Raw genomic sequence first — 16,828 nt, forward strand, 5'->3', positions numbered from 1 at the left:
TCAGGCAATGCGCTCCAGCGGCAGATCATTCCAGTGTGGCGGCAAGGGCGGCAGGCCGTGGGCAGCGCGGGCCTTGTCGCAGTCCGGATTGTGTTCGCCGTTCTCCCACGACGCCTCGAACTCACGACACGTACTCGAGCGCTTCTCATAGATCGTGCAGGCCACGGCACTGCCGACCTCACCCGCCAGGGACATGCAACGCGCCGGTTTGCGATCGGTGCCGATCATTGCCACCCGGCTCGGGGTGATCTGCGCGACAAGTTCATCGGGCACCGTCCCGCCAGAGGATGAGCACTCACCCCAGAAAAAAGACACGCGAAAATGGGAACAGCAGGCACCGCAATTCAGACACGGACTGGCTTCGGACATGGGCGGGGGTATCAAAGGGATTGATCGGAAGATCCGGACGGATCCGGTGGCCATTCTAGGCTTTGCCATGGCGTTGGGAAGGGGGGCGCGAAACTATTTTTTTGTCGCCGGATTTTGCCGCGAAAGCCCCGTATGGCGGGGGATTCCAGAGTTATCAAGGGCTTACGTTTCGTTACAGTGCGATGGGTCGATATCAGGCTGACGAATGATGACAGACAGCCCCCGCGCGGCTGACTAGATTGCAGGTTCCGGGCTCGACGCGCTGGCAGTGAAGCCCTCATAACAATAAAGAGACGGACCCATGCAGAACTCGACCCAAGCGGCGAATGCCTGGCGCATTCTGTTCCTGCTGTTCCTCGCCAACCTGTTCAATTTCTTCGACCGCACCATCCCGGCGATCATCATCGAACCGATCCGCATGGAGTGGCACCTCAGCGACTTTCAGCTGGGCATCATCGGCACTGCGTTCACCATCGTTTACGCCATTGCCGGCCTGCCACTCGGGCGCATGGCCGACACCGGTTCACGCAGCAAACTGATGGGCTGGGGCCTGGCCACCTGGAGTGCGCTGACTGCGGTCAACGGTATGGTCGGCAGTTTCTGGAGCTTTTTGATCGTGCGCATGGGCATCGGCATCGGCGAAGCCAGTTATGCACCAGCGGCCAACTCGCTGATCGGCGATCTGTTTCCGGCGCACCGTCGGGCGCGGGCGATGGGTATTTTCATGCTTGGCCTGCCGCTGGGGCTGCTGCTGGCGTTCTTCACCATCGGCGCGATGGTCAAGGCCTTCGACAGCTGGCGCGCGCCGTTCTTCATCGCTGCTGTGCCGGGGCTGATCCTCGCGGTGTTCATGTTCTTCATCAAAGAGCCGAAACGCGGCGCGGCTGAAACCGTGCAGGTCTCGCAAGAGAAAGTCGACAGGCCTATCCGCCGCGTTCTCGCTGTGCCGACCTTCCTGTGGCTGGTGATGGCCGGGCTGTGCTTCAACTTCGCGACCTATGCCTGCAACTCGTTTCTGGTGCCGATGCTGCAACGCTATTTCCTCATGCCGTTGCAGGAGGCAGCGGTGGCCACGGGCGTGATCGTCGGCGTCACCGGACTGGTCGGGCTGACCCTTGGCGGCTGGATCGCCGACAAGATCCACCAGCGCTTCGCCAGTGGGCGGCTGCTGTTTGCCGCGTTCAGCCTGATCATTTCAACGTTGTGCACAGCCTGGGCGCTGCATGCCGGGCGCATTGAGATCGGCGTGTTCGTCGCGGTGTTCAGCGTCGGCTGGCTGTTCGCTTACAACTTCTATACCTGCGTGTACACGGCGATTCAGGACGTCGTCGAACCGCGCCTGCGGGCGACGGCGATGGCGTTGTTCTTCGCCGGTCTGTATCTGCTCGGCGGCGGGTTGGGGCCGGTGGTCGTGGGTGGTCTGTCGGATCACTTCGCGCACACGGCGATGCTGGCCGCAGGGGCTGAGCAGATGACCGAAGCGTTCAAGGCTGTCGGCCTGCACGACGCGATGTACCTGATCCCGGTAGCGCTGTTCCTGACCATGGTCTTTCTGTTTTTGGCATCGCGGTGTTTTGTTCGCGATGCACAGCGGATGAAGGAGGGGTTGGTGGCGGTGGTTGAGCCTGAAATTTCTGCGGCGACTGCCTGACCGTTTTCGCGAGCAGGCTCGCTCCCACATGATCGTTCCCACGCTCTGCGTGGGAATGCCTCAAGGGACGCTCTGCGTTCCAGCCTCGGTAGGGACGCGGAGCGTCCCGGGCTGCATTCCCACGCAGAGCGTGGGAACGATCGGCCCGCATCACTGCGGGCCTCTTGGTTTTCAGCGGTGGAGCGGGGCGGTTAACCCGCCACCAGCACCCGAATCGCTTCCAGGCGCAGCGCCGCTTTGTCGAGCATCGCCAGACCTTGCTCACGCTGAGTGCGCAACGCCTCCAGTTCGCTGTCGCGCACGGTCGGGTTGACCGCTTGCAACGCGGTCAGGCGCGCCAGTTCTTCGTCGGTGTCGGCGGCCAGGCGGCGGCGCGCTTCGGCCACACGCTCGGCGTGACGTGGGGCGATCTTTTCTTCGCCGGCGTTGATCCGTGGCGTCAACTGATCGCGCTGAGCCTGGATGAACTTGTTGGCGCTGGCGCGGGGCACGCTTTCCAGCTGATCGTTGAGGGTTTCGAACGACACCCGTGGCGACAAGTCGTTGCCATTGGCATCGAGCAGGCAACGCAGCGCCGCCGGTGGCAGGTAGCGACCCAGTTGCAGCGAGCGCGGTGCGACCACTTCGCTGACGTAGAGCAATTCCAGCAACACAGTGCCCGGCTTCAACGCCTTGTTCTTGATCAGCGCGACGGCGGTGTTGCCCATCGAACCGGACAGCACCAGATCCATGCCGCCCTGCACCATCGGGTGTTCCCACGTGATGAACTGCATGTCTTCGCGCGACAGCGCCTGGTTGCGGTCGTAGGTGATGGTCACGCCTTCGTCGTCGCCCAGCGGGAAACTGGCGTCGAGCATCTTCTCGCTCGGCTTGAGGATCAGGGCGTTTTCCGAATGGTCTTCGCTGTCGATGCCGAACGCGTCGAACAGGGTTTCCATGTAGATCGGCAGGGCGAACTGATCGTCCTGCTCGAGAATCGCCTCGACCAGCGCTTCACCTTCGCCAGCGCCGCCGGAATTCAATTCCAGCAGACGGTCGCGACCGGTGTGCAGCTCGGCTTCGAGACGCTCACGCTCGGCGCGTGCTTCGTCGATCAGCGCTTGCCACTCGCCGTCATCGGCTTCTTCGAGCAGCGGCAGCAGGCGTGGGCCGAACTGATGCTGCAACGCGTTGCCGGTCGGGCAGGTGTTGAGGAAGGCGTTGAGCGCTTCGTGGTACCACTGGAACAGGCGCTCTTGCGGGCTGGTTTCCAGGTACGGCACGTGCAGTTCGATGATGTGCTTCTGGCCGATCCGGTCGAGACGGCCGATGCGCTGCTCGAGCAGGTCCGGGTGCGATGGCAGATCGAACAGCACCAGATGATGAGCGAACTGGAAGTTGCGACCCTCACTGCCGATTTCCGAGCAGATCAGCACTTGCGCGCCGAACTCTTCATCAGCGAAGTAGGCGGCGGCGCGGTCACGCTCAAGGATGTTCATGCCTTCGTGGAACACCGTGGCCGGGATGCCGGAGCGCACGCGCAACGCGTCTTCCAGGTCCATCGCGGTTTCGGCGTGGGCGCAGATCACCAGCACCTTGGTGCGCTTGAGCATTTTCAGCTGATCGATCAGCCACTCGACGCGCGGATCGAATTTCCACCAGCGCTCTTCTTCACTGGCTTCCGGCTGGGCCTGGAAGCTGACTTCCGGGTACAGCTCGGCGTGTTCGCCCAGCGGCAGTTCGAGGTATTCGTCCGGGCACGGCAACGGGTACGGGTGCAGTTTGCGCTCCGGGAAACCCTGCACAGCCGCGCGGGTATTACGGAACAGCACGCGACCGGTGCCGTGGCGATCAAGCAGCTCACGGACGAGGCGGGCGCTGGCTTCAGTATCGCCATCGTTGACGGCGGTGAGCAGGGCTTCACCTTCGTTGCCGAGGAAGCCGTGAATGGTCTTGTGCGCTTCGGCGGAGAGACGGCCCTTGTCGAGCAGTTCCTGCACCGCTTCGGCGACCGGGCGATAGTTGTCGCTCTCGGCGCGGAACGCGGCCAGGTCGTGGAAACGATTCGGGTCGAGCAGGCGCAGACGGGCGAAGTGGCTGTCCTGACCGAGTTGTTCCGGGGTGGCGGTGAGCAGCAGCACGCCGGGAATCACTTCGGCCAGTTGCTCGACCAGCGAATATTCCGCGCTGGCCTTGTCTTCATGCCAGACCAGGTGGTGCGCTTCGTCGACCACCATCAGGTCCCAACCGGCAGCGAACAAGGCGTCCTGCGCCTTCTCGTCGTCGACCAGCCACTCCAGCGCGACCAGCGCCAGTTGCGTGTCTTCGAACGGGTTGGTGGCATCGCTTTCGATAAAGCGTTCTTCGTCGAACAGCGCGACCTGCAGATTGAAGCGGCGGCGCATCTCCACCAGCCACTGATGCTGGAGGTTTTCCGGGACAAGGATCAGCACGCGGTTGGCGCGGCCCGAAAGCAGTTGGCGATGGATGACCAGACCGGCTTCGATGGTTTTACCCAGACCCACTTCGTCCGCCAGCAATACGCGCGGGGCGATACGGTCGGCGACTTCGCGGGCGATGTGCAACTGGTGCGCGATCGGTTGCGCACGCACGCCACCCAGACCCCACAGCGAGGACTGCAACTGGCGGCTGGTGTGTTCAAGAGTGTTGTAGCGCAGGGAGAACCACGGCAGCGGGTCGATCTGTCCGGCGAACAGGCGGTCGCTGGCGAGGCGGAACTGAATGAAGTTCGACAGCTGGGTTTCCGGCAGCGTGACGACTTCGTTCTGCCCGTTGAGGCCGTGATAGACCATCAGCCCGTCGACATCGTCGACCTGCTGCACGGTCATCTTCCAGCCTTCGAAATGGGTGATGGAGTCGCCCGGCGAGAACCGCACGCGGGTCAGGGGCGCATTCCGTAGCGCGTACTGGCGGGTTTCGCCAGTGGCCGGGTAAAGCACGGTCAGCAAGCGGCCGTCCTGTGCCAGAACGGTGCCTAAACCAAGCTCTGCTTCGCTGTCACTGATCCAGCGTTGCCCCGGTTGATACTGCTGCGCCATGCTGCCTGACTCCCACCTTGAAAAAGCGGGCTATCTTAACGGAATGAGGGCTTCAGGGCCAAAGGAATAGGAGCAGCGGCAAGCTTTTAGCTTCGAGCTGCAAGCTGAAGCCGAGGCGTCATGTGTCGCTTTTTTCAAGCGGCAGGGCACCTGTCAGTGTCTACCGGGTCACAAGTTTGCGACAGGCGGCTCAAGGCGCCTGCACCCCAGCCGATAGCCTGCAGACAGGAGACCTTTATATGTTGCCACCGATGCTCCCCTTGAGCGCCGTGCCGATCACTTCCCAGCAGGATCCGATCCGCCAGCGGCCGGACATCCCGCCGGTGGTGCCGGTGCAGGAAAGCTCCAACGAAAGCACGATCGATCTGCAGAAGCGTGATCCGGAAGAGGATCGTCTGCTGGCGCGCGAAGAACAGCGCCGCCAACAGGAACGTGACCGCCGACGCCGCGAGGCCGATGAAGATCCCGAAGAGCATCTGGCCGTGCCGGGTACCGAGTTGAATGCCGATAACACCGTGCCGGTGGTGCCGCTGATAGACGATCAGCCGCGTCAGGGCTTGTGGGTCGATATCGAGATTTGAGCGGTGACTGGTCAGCGCCTGCGCCAAGCGGCATGATTGGCGCAATCCTGTCGGTGACGGCAGCTGTGATCTCTTCTGCGATGTGCCGGACGCCATGAGCCAAGACGACAAACTGATCGACCTCAGCACTGAACGCGCCAAGCGAGTGCATGACCTCAACGAGAAGCGCCTGAACGAAGTGCGCCAGGCTTTCGAACAGGCGATGCCGTTGGGAAAAGCCAAGAAAAAGTCGAAGAACAAGCCTAAAAAGCGTTGATCTCCCGCTGCATTGGTTGATGCAGATCAGTTATTTCCCCTCCTTTATTTCCCTTCGTTGCGGATATTGATCCTGGTCAATATGTGCGCCTGTGTGTTTGTTAATTTGAATCCATCGCAGCAAAGCAAAGCAAAGCAGGGCCGGGAGGTCAGTCATGTTTTTCGATAACGTGGTGTTTGCCGGGGTTCTCACGGTGGGGCTCATGGTGCTGTTTTTTGCAGGGTTTGGATTTTTTATCTGGAAGGATGCGCATAAGCGGCGCAAGTGAGTTCTTCTGGATTGATGGGCACGCAAGGCATTTTGGGGCGACTTCGGTTGCCCTTTTTTTTTGGCCGTGGCGGCCTTTGGGCCGACCAGGCTGTTGGGGTTTTGGGTGAATATCCGTTGCTTCGGTAGCGGCTGCTGGCGGTTTCGCCTGACGGCGACTTACTTTTTTACAAGCGCCTAAAAAAGTAAGCAAAAAACGCTAGCTCCTGCGTTCGGCCCTCGCAGGCTCGGGTCCCTTCGCTCCGGGACTGATCCGGGCGCAGCGGCTACGGTTTGCTTCGCTGCACCTCCTTCCGCTGTGTCTGGCTGCGCCAGACGGTCGCTGCGCTCCCACGCCCGGATCAATCCCTCCACTCAGCCTTCCGACGTCGCCCGTAGATCAAAAGCACTCGAGCTTGCGCTCATTGTTGAGTGGGGCGGCTTTGCCGCGGGCAGCTGCGCTGCTTTTGCCTTTTTGTGGGAGCGAGCCTGCTCGCGAAGGCGGCCTGGTCTTGAGGTAACTCGATCCAACTGTAGGAGCTGCCGAAGGCTGCGATCTTTTGATCTGGCTTCTGCTTTGGCTTTTGCTTTTGCTTTTGCTTTTGCTTTTGATCCGGCTTTTGATCCGGCTCTTGATCTTTTGCCCCTTCGGCAGGCTTCGTTACGGGATCGATCCGGGGGTGGGAGCGCAGCGACCGTACGACGCAGTCGTACACAGCGAGTGTAGGTGCAGCGAAGCCAACCGGAGCCGCTGCGCCCGGATCGATCCCGTAACGAAGGTACCCCGAGCCCCAGCGAGCGGGCCGTACGCCGGGGCAAAGCCTTTTGGGTTACCTTTTCGGCGTTTGGAAAAGGTGACTCGCTGTAAGAGCGAAACCGCCAGCGGCAGCACCCGCAGCAACGGATATGCCCCCAATCCCTATAACAAAAAAGGCGTGATCCTCACGAATCACGCCTTTTCCAATCAACAGCTAAAGATCAACTACCCAAAGCCTTCGAAGCCAACCAGAACAACCCGGCCGACAGCGCCACGGTCGCTGGCAAGGTCAACACCCAGGCCAGCAGAATAGTCTTGACCGTGCCACCCTGCAGGCCGCTCTTGTTGGCAACCATGGTCCCGGCCACACCCGAAGACAACACATGAGTGGTCGACACCGGCAGGCTGAAAATGTTGGCCATGCCGATCAGACTGGCGGTGGTGATCTGCGCCGACATGCCCTGGGAATAGGTCATGCCCTGCTTGCCGATCTTCTCGCCAATGGTCAGCACCACACGCTTCCAGCCGACCATGGTGCCCAGGCCCAGTGCCAGGGCGACCGCCAGGATCACCCAGAACGGGGCGTATTCAGTGGTGGTGGTCAGGTCTTTGCGCAGCTTGTCGAGGTCAGCCTTTTCACGGGCTTCCAGGCCTGGCAGCTTGCCGACTTTCTTGGCCGTGTCGTCCAGGCAGAGCAGGTAGCGACGCACTTCGATGCGGCTGTCCGACGACAGCGAATGGTAGTCCGCTACACCTTTAAGGGTATGCAGCAGGGCGGTGATGGTCGGTTCGGTCTGCTGCGGGTTGCAGCGGAATTTCTCCGGCAGGTCGCCTTCCACGCTCTTGCCCAGGGCCAGGAACTCACCCAGCGAATCGGCGTTGCGCTGGTAGAACTGGCTCAGGTGCAGGGTCGCGTCGCGGGTGCGTTCGATCTGGTAGGTGGTGCTGTTCAGATCGAGTACGAACTGCGCCGGGACGATACCGATCAGCACCAGCATGATCAGGCCGATGCCTTTCTGGCCGTCGTTGGAACCGTGCACGAAGCTCACGGCCATGGCCGAGATCACCAGGACCAGACGGTTCCAGAACGGCGGGTGCTTTTTGTCGTCGATCTTGCGGCGCTGTTCCGGCGTCTTGTGCATCTTCGACAGCGGGCGCCACCATTTCAGGCCGATCAGCACCAGCGCGGCGATGAGGAAGCCCGCCATCGGCGAGAACACCAGCGAGGCGCCGATGTCGATCGCTTTCTGCCAGTTCACGCCATCTCTCAACGGAATGTCGTTGATCAGTGCGTTGGCCAGGCCGACGCCGAGGATCGAGCCGATCAGGGTGTGCGAGCTGGAAGCCGGGATACCGAAGTACCAGGTGCCCAAATTCCAGGCGATTGCCGCGGCGAGCAACGAGAACACCATCGCCAGGCCATGGCCGGTGTTCACATTGATCAGCAGTTCAACCGGCAGCAAGTGGACGATGGCATACGCCACACCCACGCCGCCCAGCAGCACGCCGAGGAAATTGAACACACCGGAAAAGAACACCGCCAGGTGTGGCGGCATGGCTTTGGTGTAGATAACAGTGGCTACCGCGTTAGCGGTGTCATGAAATCCATTGATGAACTCGAAGGCGAGGACAAACGTCAGGGCGAGCAAGAGGCTCACAAGCACCCAAGCATCCAGTCCGCTGAATAAATCGATCATGAAGGTTTTCTGACCCGGTCGTAAGGGGGCGCGATTATGCCAGAAAAGACAGGAAATCGATGCCCCGTCTGCTCACTGGTCACACCCTTCTTCGATTTAATTTGTTGCAGGGCGTGAAAACCAAGCAGCACGCAGGGTTTTTCAACTACTTGATTTTATTGAATAAACTATATTTTCGAGCCGTTTTTTCAGACATCGCAAAGGCTCAAACGCTTGTCTGAAATATCTCTGAAACCTGTGGGACGCTCGTTCATCAGCCCCAGAACAGCGATGCAGCCGCTGCCCGCCGATAGCGGGCGCGCGAGGTGTCGTCTTCCACCGCGCTGTGGCTCAGGCGGACGCCGACTTTCGAATGCTCAACCGCCGTGGCTCATGGCTCTTCGGCTTTGAGTTCCTTTTCGATCTTTTCGATTTCCTGCTTGAACACCTGATCCTGAACAGTAGGGCGCTTGCGCCATGCCTTGCGTTCCGGTTCCGGCTGAGCGGCGTAGGTGGTGACTTCCCCGCCGTAAACTTCCTTGTAACGTTGTTCCTGGCGCTCTAGTTCCGCGCGCAGTTCGTCTTTCGTCACGGTGCTACCTGTATGAGTTGAATTGAATATCCGGTGAAACACACTGCAACGAGTCAATTGAGCGAACCCGCCAGTCATCCACAGCCCGATCAGGCGCGGAGACATTGCAGAGGCGATCAAGACTTCCGTGTTACAGGCGGCTACGGCACCAGATAAAAACTGACGCAGCATCAGTTTCCTGTTTCAGCGAGCGCTGGCGTTGCATGTGTGATGGGCGCCGGGCGCTGGCCGGAGCTGAGACGAAGGACCTCGTTTCAGCAAGTCGCGGGCTTTTGATTAAAGCGCCGCGACTAGGGTGCATTATAGCGGCCGATTCGGGAATGACTATCTTTGCCAAGTTAAAAACGGTTCTGAATGTGTGAGGGTTTTGTTACCGGCAACTTTTACCGCTAGTTAAGTGTAAAGACCGCGTTATAGAACAGGCGTTCTGTTTTTGGCGCCATTAACTGGAACAACTAAGTTGCGAGCAGAATCGCTAAAGCTGCCTCAAGGATGAAGAGGAGGGCGGGTGACTGGATTGCGATTATCGGTCGGCGGTTCGATAATCGCCCAATGTTGGCGCCGCGATGCTTGTGCATCGCGCGGCGAGCCGTTTGACTAGGCATCGATGCGTGCCGGACAAGGACAAGAAATGAACGATCAAATGCGCAACTCCTTCACGTCGGTGGCGCCGCCCATCGTCGCCTCGCCGGCCAAGCGCATTCAGGCGCTGACCGGTGATCCGGATTTCATGACGTCCCTGGCCCGTGGTCTGGCGGTGGTGCAGGCGTTTCAGGAGCGTAAACGCCACCTGACCATCGCGCAGATCAGTCATCGCACGGAAATTCCCCGCGCCGCCGTGCGCCGTTGCCTGCACACGCTGATCAAACTCGGCTACGCCACCACCGACGGGCGCACCTATTCGCTGCTGCCGAAAGTGCTGACCCTCGGCCACGCCTATCTGTCCTCGACGCCGCTGGCGGTCTCGGCCCAGCCGTATCTGGACCGTATGAGCGAGCAACTGCACGAAGCCTGCAACATGGCGACGCTGGAGGGCGATGACATTCTCTATATCGCGCGTTCGGCGACCACTCAGCGATTGATCTCGGTCGACCTTTCCGTCGGTGGGCGGTTGCCGGCGTATTGCACGTCGATGGGGCGGATTCTGCTAGCGGCACTGGATGACACTTCACTGGGCGAATACCTCGACCACGCCGAACTGGTGGCCAAGACCAGCCGCACCATTCATACCTCCGACGCGTTGCTCGAATGTTTGCAGCAGGTGCGTCAGCAGGGCTGGTGCATTGTCGATCAGGAACTGGAACAGGGCCTGCGCTCGATCGCCGTTCCGGTGTACGACGCCTCCGGGCAAGTGGTCGCGGCGCTGAATGTCAGCACCCACGCCGGGCGAGTCAGCCGCGCCGAGCTGGAGCAGCGCTTCTTGCCCGGACTGCTCAGCGCCAGCCGCGACCTCAGCGCGCAGCTGTTCGCCTGAGGAAGCTGTTCGATAAACGCACAGTGTTGCGTTTATCGAATTGACGCTAAAACCCTCGGATCATTAATGTCGCGGCAGCGTCATCCGGCGCTGATGTGAATGAGCTCGCCGGACTGTCGACCCCATAATAATGACAAGAGGCAATTCACCATGCGCTCGCTCCCCGACTGTCTGTATCCCACCCGTTGTTGCCGGGTTCACCGCAACGCCTGATAACAACCTTCTATTCTTGTGACCGTGCCTTCCTTTGGCCGGCCGCCGTTCGACTGCGTTTTTTGCGTGGAATAAAAATAATGAACCAGCCTCAGTCCGCTGTGGGTAACTGCCTCGATGTGCAGACCTTTATCAACGCCCAACCGATCTCGCGCTACCAGTGGCGAGTGGTGATCCTGTGTTTCCTGATCGTATTTCTCGACGGCCTCGACACCGCCGCCATGGGCTTCATCGCCCCGGCGCTGTCGCAAGACTGGGGCATCGACCGCGCCAGCCTCGGCCCGGTGATGAGTGCCGCGCTGATCGGCATGGTCTTCGGCGCGCTCGGCTCCGGCCCTTTGGCTGACCGCTTCGGGCGAAAAGTCGTCCTCGTCGGTGCGGTGATTCTGTTCGGCGGCTTCAGCCTGGCCTCGGCCTACAGCACCAACGTCGAACAACTGCTGGTGTTGCGCTTCCTGACCGGCCTCGGTCTCGGTGCGGGCATGCCCAACGCCACGACGCTGCTCTCGGAATACACCCCGGAGCGCAAGAAGTCGCTGCTGGTGACCAGCATGTTCTGCGGCTTCAACCTCGGCATGGCTGGCGGTGGTTTCATCTCGGCAAAACTGATCCCGGCGTTCGGCTGGCACGCGCTGTTGATGATCGGCGGGATCCTGCCGCTGATCCTCGCGGTGGTATTGGTGTTCTGGCTGCCGGAGTCGGCGCGCTACCTGGTGGTACGCAACCGCGGCACCGACAAAGTTCGCAAGACCTTGGCACCGATCGATCCAATTACCGTCGCCCAGGCTGCGAGCTTCAGCGTGCCGGAACAGAAGACCGTCAAGGCGCGTAATGTCTTCGCGGTGATCTTCTCCGGCACTTACAGCACCGGCACGCTGCTGTTGTGGCTGACTTATTTCATGGGCCTGGTGATCGTCTACCTGCTGACCAGTTGGCTGCCGACGCTGATGCGCGACAGCGGTGCGAGCATGGAACAGGCCGCGTTCATCGGCGCGTTGTTCCAGTTTGGCGGCGTGTTGAGCGCGGTCGGGGTGGGCTGGGCGATGGACCGCTTCAATCCGCACAAGGTCATCGGCATTTTCTACCTGCTGGCCGGGGTGTTTGCCTACGCGGTAGGGCAAAGCCTGGGCAACATCACCTTGTTGGCGACACTGGTGCTGGTGGCAGGCATGTGCGTCAACGGCGCGCAATCGGCGATGCCGTCATTGGCAGCACGCTTCTACCCGACACAAGGCCGCGCGACCGGGGTGTCGTGGATGCTCGGCATCGGCCGCTTTGGCGCGATCCTCGGCGCGTGGATGGGCGCAACCTTGCTCGGCCTGGGCTGGAATTTCGAGCAGGTGCTGACCGCGTTGGTGATCCCGGCGGGGTTGGCGACGGCGGCGGTGCTGATCAAAGGCATGGTCAGTCATGCGGATGCGACCTGAGTCGGGCGCAGATCGTTATTGAACAGGCTGGCCCCTTCGCGAGCAGGCTCGCTCCCACATTCTGGAATGCATTCCAAGGTGGGAGCGAGCCTGCTCGCGAAGCTTTTGATCTGATTGTTAGCTGAACAACAATCCGTTCGATAAACGAACACTCAGTCGATTATCGGATTGTTTGGCGATTTTCCCGAGCTTAATCTTCAGTGACTCCGGCGCTGAACCTCGCGCCTTTTTATCACTGGCGATTCCTTACAAGAACAGGAGCCCGCTCCATGGCTGAGATCCTTTCGCTGCACGACGCGGTGAAGCAATTCGTCAACGACGGCGATACCGTCGCCCTCGAAGGCTTCACTCACCTGATCCCTACGGCAGCGGGTCATGAAATCATTCGTCAAGGCAAGAAAGATCTGACGCTGGTGCGGATGACGCCTGACTTGATCTACGACCAACTGATCGGCGCCGGTTGCGCGCGCAAACTGATTTTCTCCTGGGGCGGCAACCCGGGTGTGGGTTCGCTGCACCGTCTGCGTGACGCGGTCGAAAAGCAGTGGCCGCACGCGCTGGAAATTGAAGAACACAGCCACGCCGACCTCGCCAACGCCTACGTTGCCGGCGCGTCCGGCCTGCCGTTCGCGGTGCTGCGTGCCTACGCCGGCTCCGACCTGCCGAAGGTCAATCCGCTGATCAAAACCGTGACCTGTCCGTTCACCGGCGAAGTGCTGGCGGCAGTGCCATCGGTGCGCCCAGACGTCACCGTGATTCACGCGCAGAAAGCCGACCGCAAAGGCAACGTGCTGCTCTGGGGCATTCTCGGTGTGCAGAAAGAAGCCGCGCTGGCGGCCAAGCGCTGCATCGTCACGGTGGAAGAGATCGTCGATGACCTCAACGCACCGATGAACGCTTGCGTACTGCCGACCTGGGCCTTGAGTGCGGTCTGTCACGTGCCGGGCGGCGCGCATCCGTCCTACGCCCACGGTTACACCGAGCGTGACAATCGTTTCTATCAGGCGTGGGACCCGATCGCTCGCGACCGTGAGACGTTTACCGCGTGGATCAACGAATACATCCATGGCTGCGCTGACTTCAGCGAATTCCAGGCCAAATTGGCCGCTGCTTCGGAGGCCAAGTAATGACTTACACCACCAATGAAATGATGACCGTCGCGGCGGCCCGGCGCCTGAAGAACGGCTCGGTATGCTTCGTCGGCATCGGCCTGCCATCGAAAGCCGCCAACCTCGCGCGCCTGACTTCATCGCCGGACGTGGTGCTGATCTACGAATCCGGCCCGATTGGCGCCAAGCCGAGCGTACTGCCGCTGTCCATCGGTGACGGTGAGCTGGCCGAGACCGCCGACACCGTGGTGCCGACCGGTGAGATTTTTCGCTATTGGTTGCAGGGCGGGCGCATCGACGTTGGCTTCCTCGGCGCCGCGCAGGTCGACCGTTTCGGCAACATCAACACCACCGTGGTCGGCGACTACCACGCGCCGAAAGTGCGTCTGCCGGGTGCCGGTGGCGCGCCGGAGATTGCCGGTTCGGCGAAAAGCGTGTTGATCATCCTTAAACAGTCGGCGCGGTCGTTTGTCGACAAGCTCGATTTCATCACCTCGGTCGGTCACGGCGAGGGCGGCGATTCGCGTAAACGTCTGGGCCTGCCGGGCGCCGGGCCGGTGGGCATCATCACCGACCTGTGCATCATGGAACCGGAGGAGGGCACCCACGAGTTCGTGGTCACCGCGCTGCATCCGGGCGTGACCCGCGAGCAAGTGGTCGCCGCCACCGGTTGGGCGATCCGTTTTGCCGCCTCTGTTGAAACCACCGCTGAGCCGACCGAAGTCGAGCTGACGGCGCTGCGTGATCTGGAAGCGCGCACCGCTGCCGCCCACGGCCAGGCACCGGGAGAAGCATGATGCGTGACGTGTATATCTGCGACGCGATTCGCACCCCCATCGGCCGTTTCGGCGGCGCACTGTCCGCCGTGCGCGCCGATGACCTCGCCGCCGTGCCGATCAAGGCCCTGATGGAGCGCAATCCATCGGTGGACTGGAATGCCGTCGATGAGGTGTTCCTCGGCTGCGCCAACCAGGCCGGCGAAGACAACCGCAACGTTGCGCGCATGGCGCTGCTGCTGGCGGGTCTGCCGGACAGCGTGCCCGGCGTTACGCTCAATCGCCTCTGCGCTTCGGGCATGGACGCGATCGGTACGGCATTCCGCGCCATTGCCAGTGGCGAGATGGAGCTGGCGATTGCCGGTGGCGTCGAGTCGATGTCCCGCGCGCCATTCGTGATGGGCAAGGCCGACGCGGCGTTTTCGCGCAACATGAAACTGGAAGACACCACCATCGGCTGGCGTTTCATCAACCCGCTGATGAAGGCGCAGTACGGCGTCGATGCAATGCCGCAAACCGCTGACAACGTCGCCGACGACTATAAGGTCTCGCGCGCAGATCAGGACGCCTTTGCCTTACGCAGTCAGCAACGTACCGCCGCCGCGCAGGCCACCGGTTACTTCGCCGAAGAAATTGTTGAGGTACGGATTGCCCAGAAGAAGGGCGAAACCGTGGTCAGCGAGGACGAACATCCGCGCGCCGACACTACGATTGAAGCGCTGGCCAAACTGAAGCCAGTCAATGGCGCGGACAAAACCGTCACCGCCGGCAATGCCTCCGGGGTCAATGATGGTGCTGCTGCGCTGATTCTGGCGTCAGCCGAAGCGGTGAAAAAACACGGCCTGACTGCTCGCGCAAAAGTGCTCGGCATGGCCAGCGCCGGCGTCGCACCACGGGTGATGGGCATCGGCCCGGTGCCGGCGGTGCGCAAACTGACCGAGCGCCTCGGCGTGGCGGTCAGCGATTTCGACGTGATCGAACTCAACGAAGCGTTTGCCAGCCAAGGTCTGGCGGTACTGCGTGAACTGGGGCTGGCGGATGACGCGCCGCAGGTCAACCCGAATGGCGGCGCGATTGCCCTCGGTCATCCGTTGGGTATGAGCGGTGCGCGGCTGGTGCTGACGGCCCTGCATCATCTGGAAAAGACTGGCGGCAAGAAAGGTCTGGCGACCATGTGCGTCGGTGTTGGCCAGGGTCTAGCCCTGGCCATCGAACGTGTCTGACGCGCTGCGGCACTTACAAGAACTGAGGAAAGCGAAATGACTGACAAGCCTGGTTACCGTCGCCCACAGGCAGGCACTCAGCCTGACTACCTGCACCCGACGTATCAATCCACCAACCTGCGCTCGCCGTCCAAGCCGTTGGTGCACCTGCCCCATTCACTCTCGGAAATCACCGGGCCGACCATCGGCGCCGAACACGTTGCCGAGAAGGACAATGACCTCACCGCTCAGCACGACGGCGAGCCATTGGGCGAGCGCATCATCATTCACGGCCGCGTGCTCGACGAGGACGGTCTGCCGGTGCCGGGGATTCTGGTGGAGATCTGGCAGGCCAATGCCGCCGGCCGCTACAACCATGCCCGCGACCTGCACGACGCGCCGCTGGACCCGAACTTCACCGGCACCGGTCGCACCGTCACCGATGCCGATGGCTGGTACCAGTTCCAGACCATCAAGCCCGGCGCCTATCCGTGGGGCAACCACCACAACGCCTGGCGCCCGGCGCACATCCACTTTTCCCTGTTTGGGCCGAGCATTCTTACGCGTCTGGTTACGCAGATGTACTTCCCCGGCGACCCGCTGCTGGCGTATGACCCGATCTACAACTGCGTGCCGGACACTTCGGCCAAGGAACGCCTGATCGCCAGTTTCGATCTGGAAAAAACCATTCCGTCCTACGCCCTCGGTTACCGCTGGGACATCGTGCTGCGCGGCCGTGAAGCCACGCCGATGGAGAAATAAGATGACGCTCTATGCGACCACGTCCCACACCGTCGGGCCGTATTACCACATCGGCCTGACCTGGCTGAACCGCGAAACCCTGGCCAACGAGCTGACCCTCGGCGAGCGCGTGGCGATCACCGGCCAGGTGGTCGACGGCAACGGCGATGTCGTCAACGACGCCATGCTCGAAGTCTGGCAGGCCAACGCCGCCGGCAAGTACGATCACCCGGAAGATCAGCAGGACAAACCGCTCGACCCGAATTTCGAAGGCTTTGGCCGGGTACCGGTGGACGCCGAAGGGCGCTTCCGTTTCACCACGATCAAACCGGGCACCGTGCCAGGGTTGAAAGGCTCGACCCAAGCGCCGCATCTGGTGGTGCTGGTGTTTGCCCGTGGTCTGGTCAAGCATTTGCTGACGCGGATTTATTTTGAAGGCGAACCGGCGAACGTGGCTGATCCGTTGCTGGAATGTGTGCCGGCGGAGCGTCGCGCAACGTTGCTGGCCAAACAGGATGCCTCGGGTGTTTACCAGTGGAATGTGGTTCTGCAGGGCACCGATGCCGAGACGGTGTTCTTCGATTATTGAGAGAACACCCCAAATCCCCTGCAGGACAGAGTCCCTGTGGTGAGGGGATTTATCCCCGCTGGGCTGCGAAGCAGCCCCTAAAACCAGTCGGCGCGGTATTCAGATGAACCGCGTGTATCTGATTTGCGAGT

At 61.2% G+C, this 16,828-nt stretch carries 15 protein-coding genes; 11 read left to right on the forward strand and 4 right to left on the reverse strand.

Annotation, left to right across the window (positions count from 1 at the left end; genetic code table 11):
- Window positions 1–369 (reverse strand): YkgJ family cysteine cluster protein, encoded by a 369-nt coding sequence (locus FEE99_RS10835; RefSeq protein ID WP_041478025.1) that lies wholly within the window; start codon window positions 367–369, stop codon window positions 1–3.
- A 301-nt stretch (window positions 370–670) separates the two neighbouring features.
- On the opposite strand from FEE99_RS10835, the gene FEE99_RS10840 reads away from it, so the two are divergent.
- Entirely contained in the window at window positions 671–2,020 is a 1,350-nt protein-coding gene (locus FEE99_RS10840) for a spinster family MFS transporter (RefSeq protein ID WP_041478024.1), read from the forward strand.
- A 191-nt stretch (window positions 2,021–2,211) separates the two neighbouring features.
- On the opposite strand, the gene rapA is transcribed toward FEE99_RS10840, so the two are convergent.
- A complete protein-coding gene (gene rapA, locus FEE99_RS10845; RefSeq protein WP_041478023.1) occupies window positions 2,212–5,058 on the reverse strand; it encodes an RNA polymerase-associated protein RapA in 2,847 nt (948 codons plus the stop codon).
- A gap of 239 nt (window positions 5,059–5,297) precedes the next feature.
- On the opposite strand from rapA, the gene FEE99_RS10850 reads away from it, so the two are divergent.
- From FEE99_RS10850 to ccoM, 3 genes are all read left to right on the forward strand, one after another.
- Window positions 5,298–5,639: a hypothetical protein gene (locus tag FEE99_RS10850; RefSeq protein ID WP_024011931.1), complete on the forward strand. Its 342-nt coding sequence runs from the start codon at window positions 5,298–5,300 to the stop codon at window positions 5,637–5,639.
- Window positions 5,640–5,733: 94 nt separating this feature from the next.
- A complete protein-coding gene (locus tag FEE99_RS10855; RefSeq protein ID WP_016771347.1) occupies window positions 5,734–5,895 on the forward strand; it encodes a hypothetical protein in 162 nt (53 codons plus the stop codon).
- A gap of 154 nt (window positions 5,896–6,049) precedes the next feature.
- Window positions 6,050–6,163 carry a cytochrome c oxidase subunit CcoM gene (ccoM, locus tag FEE99_RS10860; RefSeq protein ID WP_016771346.1) on the forward strand — a complete coding sequence of 38 codons (114 nt, stop codon included), beginning with the start codon at window positions 6,050–6,052 and terminating at the stop codon, window positions 6,161–6,163.
- A gap of 956 nt (window positions 6,164–7,119) precedes the next feature.
- Here ccoM and FEE99_RS10865 read toward each other — a convergent pair.
- Both FEE99_RS10865 and FEE99_RS10870 read right to left on the reverse strand, forming a co-directional pair.
- Complete coding sequence (locus FEE99_RS10865) at window positions 7,120–8,595, reverse strand: inorganic phosphate transporter (protein WP_016771345.1); 1,476 nt, start codon at window positions 8,593–8,595, stop codon at window positions 7,120–7,122.
- A gap of 370 nt (window positions 8,596–8,965) precedes the next feature.
- Window positions 8,966–9,166 (reverse strand): hypothetical protein, encoded by a 201-nt coding sequence (locus tag FEE99_RS10870; RefSeq protein ID WP_008080067.1) that lies wholly within the window; start codon window positions 9,164–9,166, stop codon window positions 8,966–8,968.
- 631 nt (window positions 9,167–9,797) lie between these two features.
- Between FEE99_RS10870 and pcaR the strand changes: the two genes are divergently transcribed.
- From pcaR to pcaG, 7 genes are all read left to right on the forward strand, one after another.
- Window positions 9,798–10,640, forward strand: coding sequence for a pca regulon transcriptional regulator PcaR (gene pcaR / locus FEE99_RS10875; RefSeq protein ID WP_041478920.1), 843 nt, complete (start codon window positions 9,798–9,800; stop codon window positions 10,638–10,640).
- 293 nt (window positions 10,641–10,933) lie between these two features.
- Window positions 10,934–12,280, forward strand: coding sequence for an MFS transporter (locus FEE99_RS10880; protein ID WP_041478919.1), 1,347 nt, complete (start codon window positions 10,934–10,936; stop codon window positions 12,278–12,280).
- A gap of 269 nt (window positions 12,281–12,549) precedes the next feature.
- Window positions 12,550–13,407, forward strand: a complete 858-nt coding sequence (locus FEE99_RS10885; protein ID WP_024011937.1) for a CoA transferase subunit A — start codon at window positions 12,550–12,552, stop codon at window positions 13,405–13,407.
- Window positions 13,407–14,186 carry a CoA-transferase subunit beta gene (locus tag FEE99_RS10890; RefSeq protein ID WP_041478918.1) on the forward strand — a complete coding sequence of 260 codons (780 nt, stop codon included), beginning with the start codon at window positions 13,407–13,409 and terminating at the stop codon, window positions 14,184–14,186. The genes FEE99_RS10885 and FEE99_RS10890 overlap by 1 nt, the downstream gene beginning before the upstream one ends.
- The gene (pcaF, locus tag FEE99_RS10895; RefSeq protein ID WP_177327019.1) at window positions 14,183–15,388 is read left to right on the forward strand and encodes a 3-oxoadipyl-CoA thiolase; all 1,206 of its coding nucleotides are present in this window, start codon (window positions 14,183–14,185) and stop codon (window positions 15,386–15,388) included. Before FEE99_RS10890 ends, pcaF begins: the two co-directional genes overlap by 4 nt.
- 36 nt (window positions 15,389–15,424) lie before the next feature.
- A complete protein-coding gene (gene pcaH / locus FEE99_RS10900; RefSeq protein WP_041478916.1) occupies window positions 15,425–16,129 on the forward strand; it encodes a protocatechuate 3,4-dioxygenase subunit beta in 705 nt (234 codons plus the stop codon).
- A gap of 1 nt (window position 16,130) precedes the next feature.
- Entirely contained in the window at window positions 16,131–16,697 is a 567-nt protein-coding gene (pcaG, locus tag FEE99_RS10905; protein ID WP_041478915.1) for a protocatechuate 3,4-dioxygenase subunit alpha, read from the forward strand.
- The last annotated feature ends 131 nt before the right edge of the window (window positions 16,698–16,828 follow it).

Source organism: Pseudomonas sp. ef1, from assembly GCF_007293365.2.
Lineage (GTDB): Bacteria > Pseudomonadota > Gammaproteobacteria > Pseudomonadales > Pseudomonadaceae > Aquipseudomonas > Aquipseudomonas siliginis.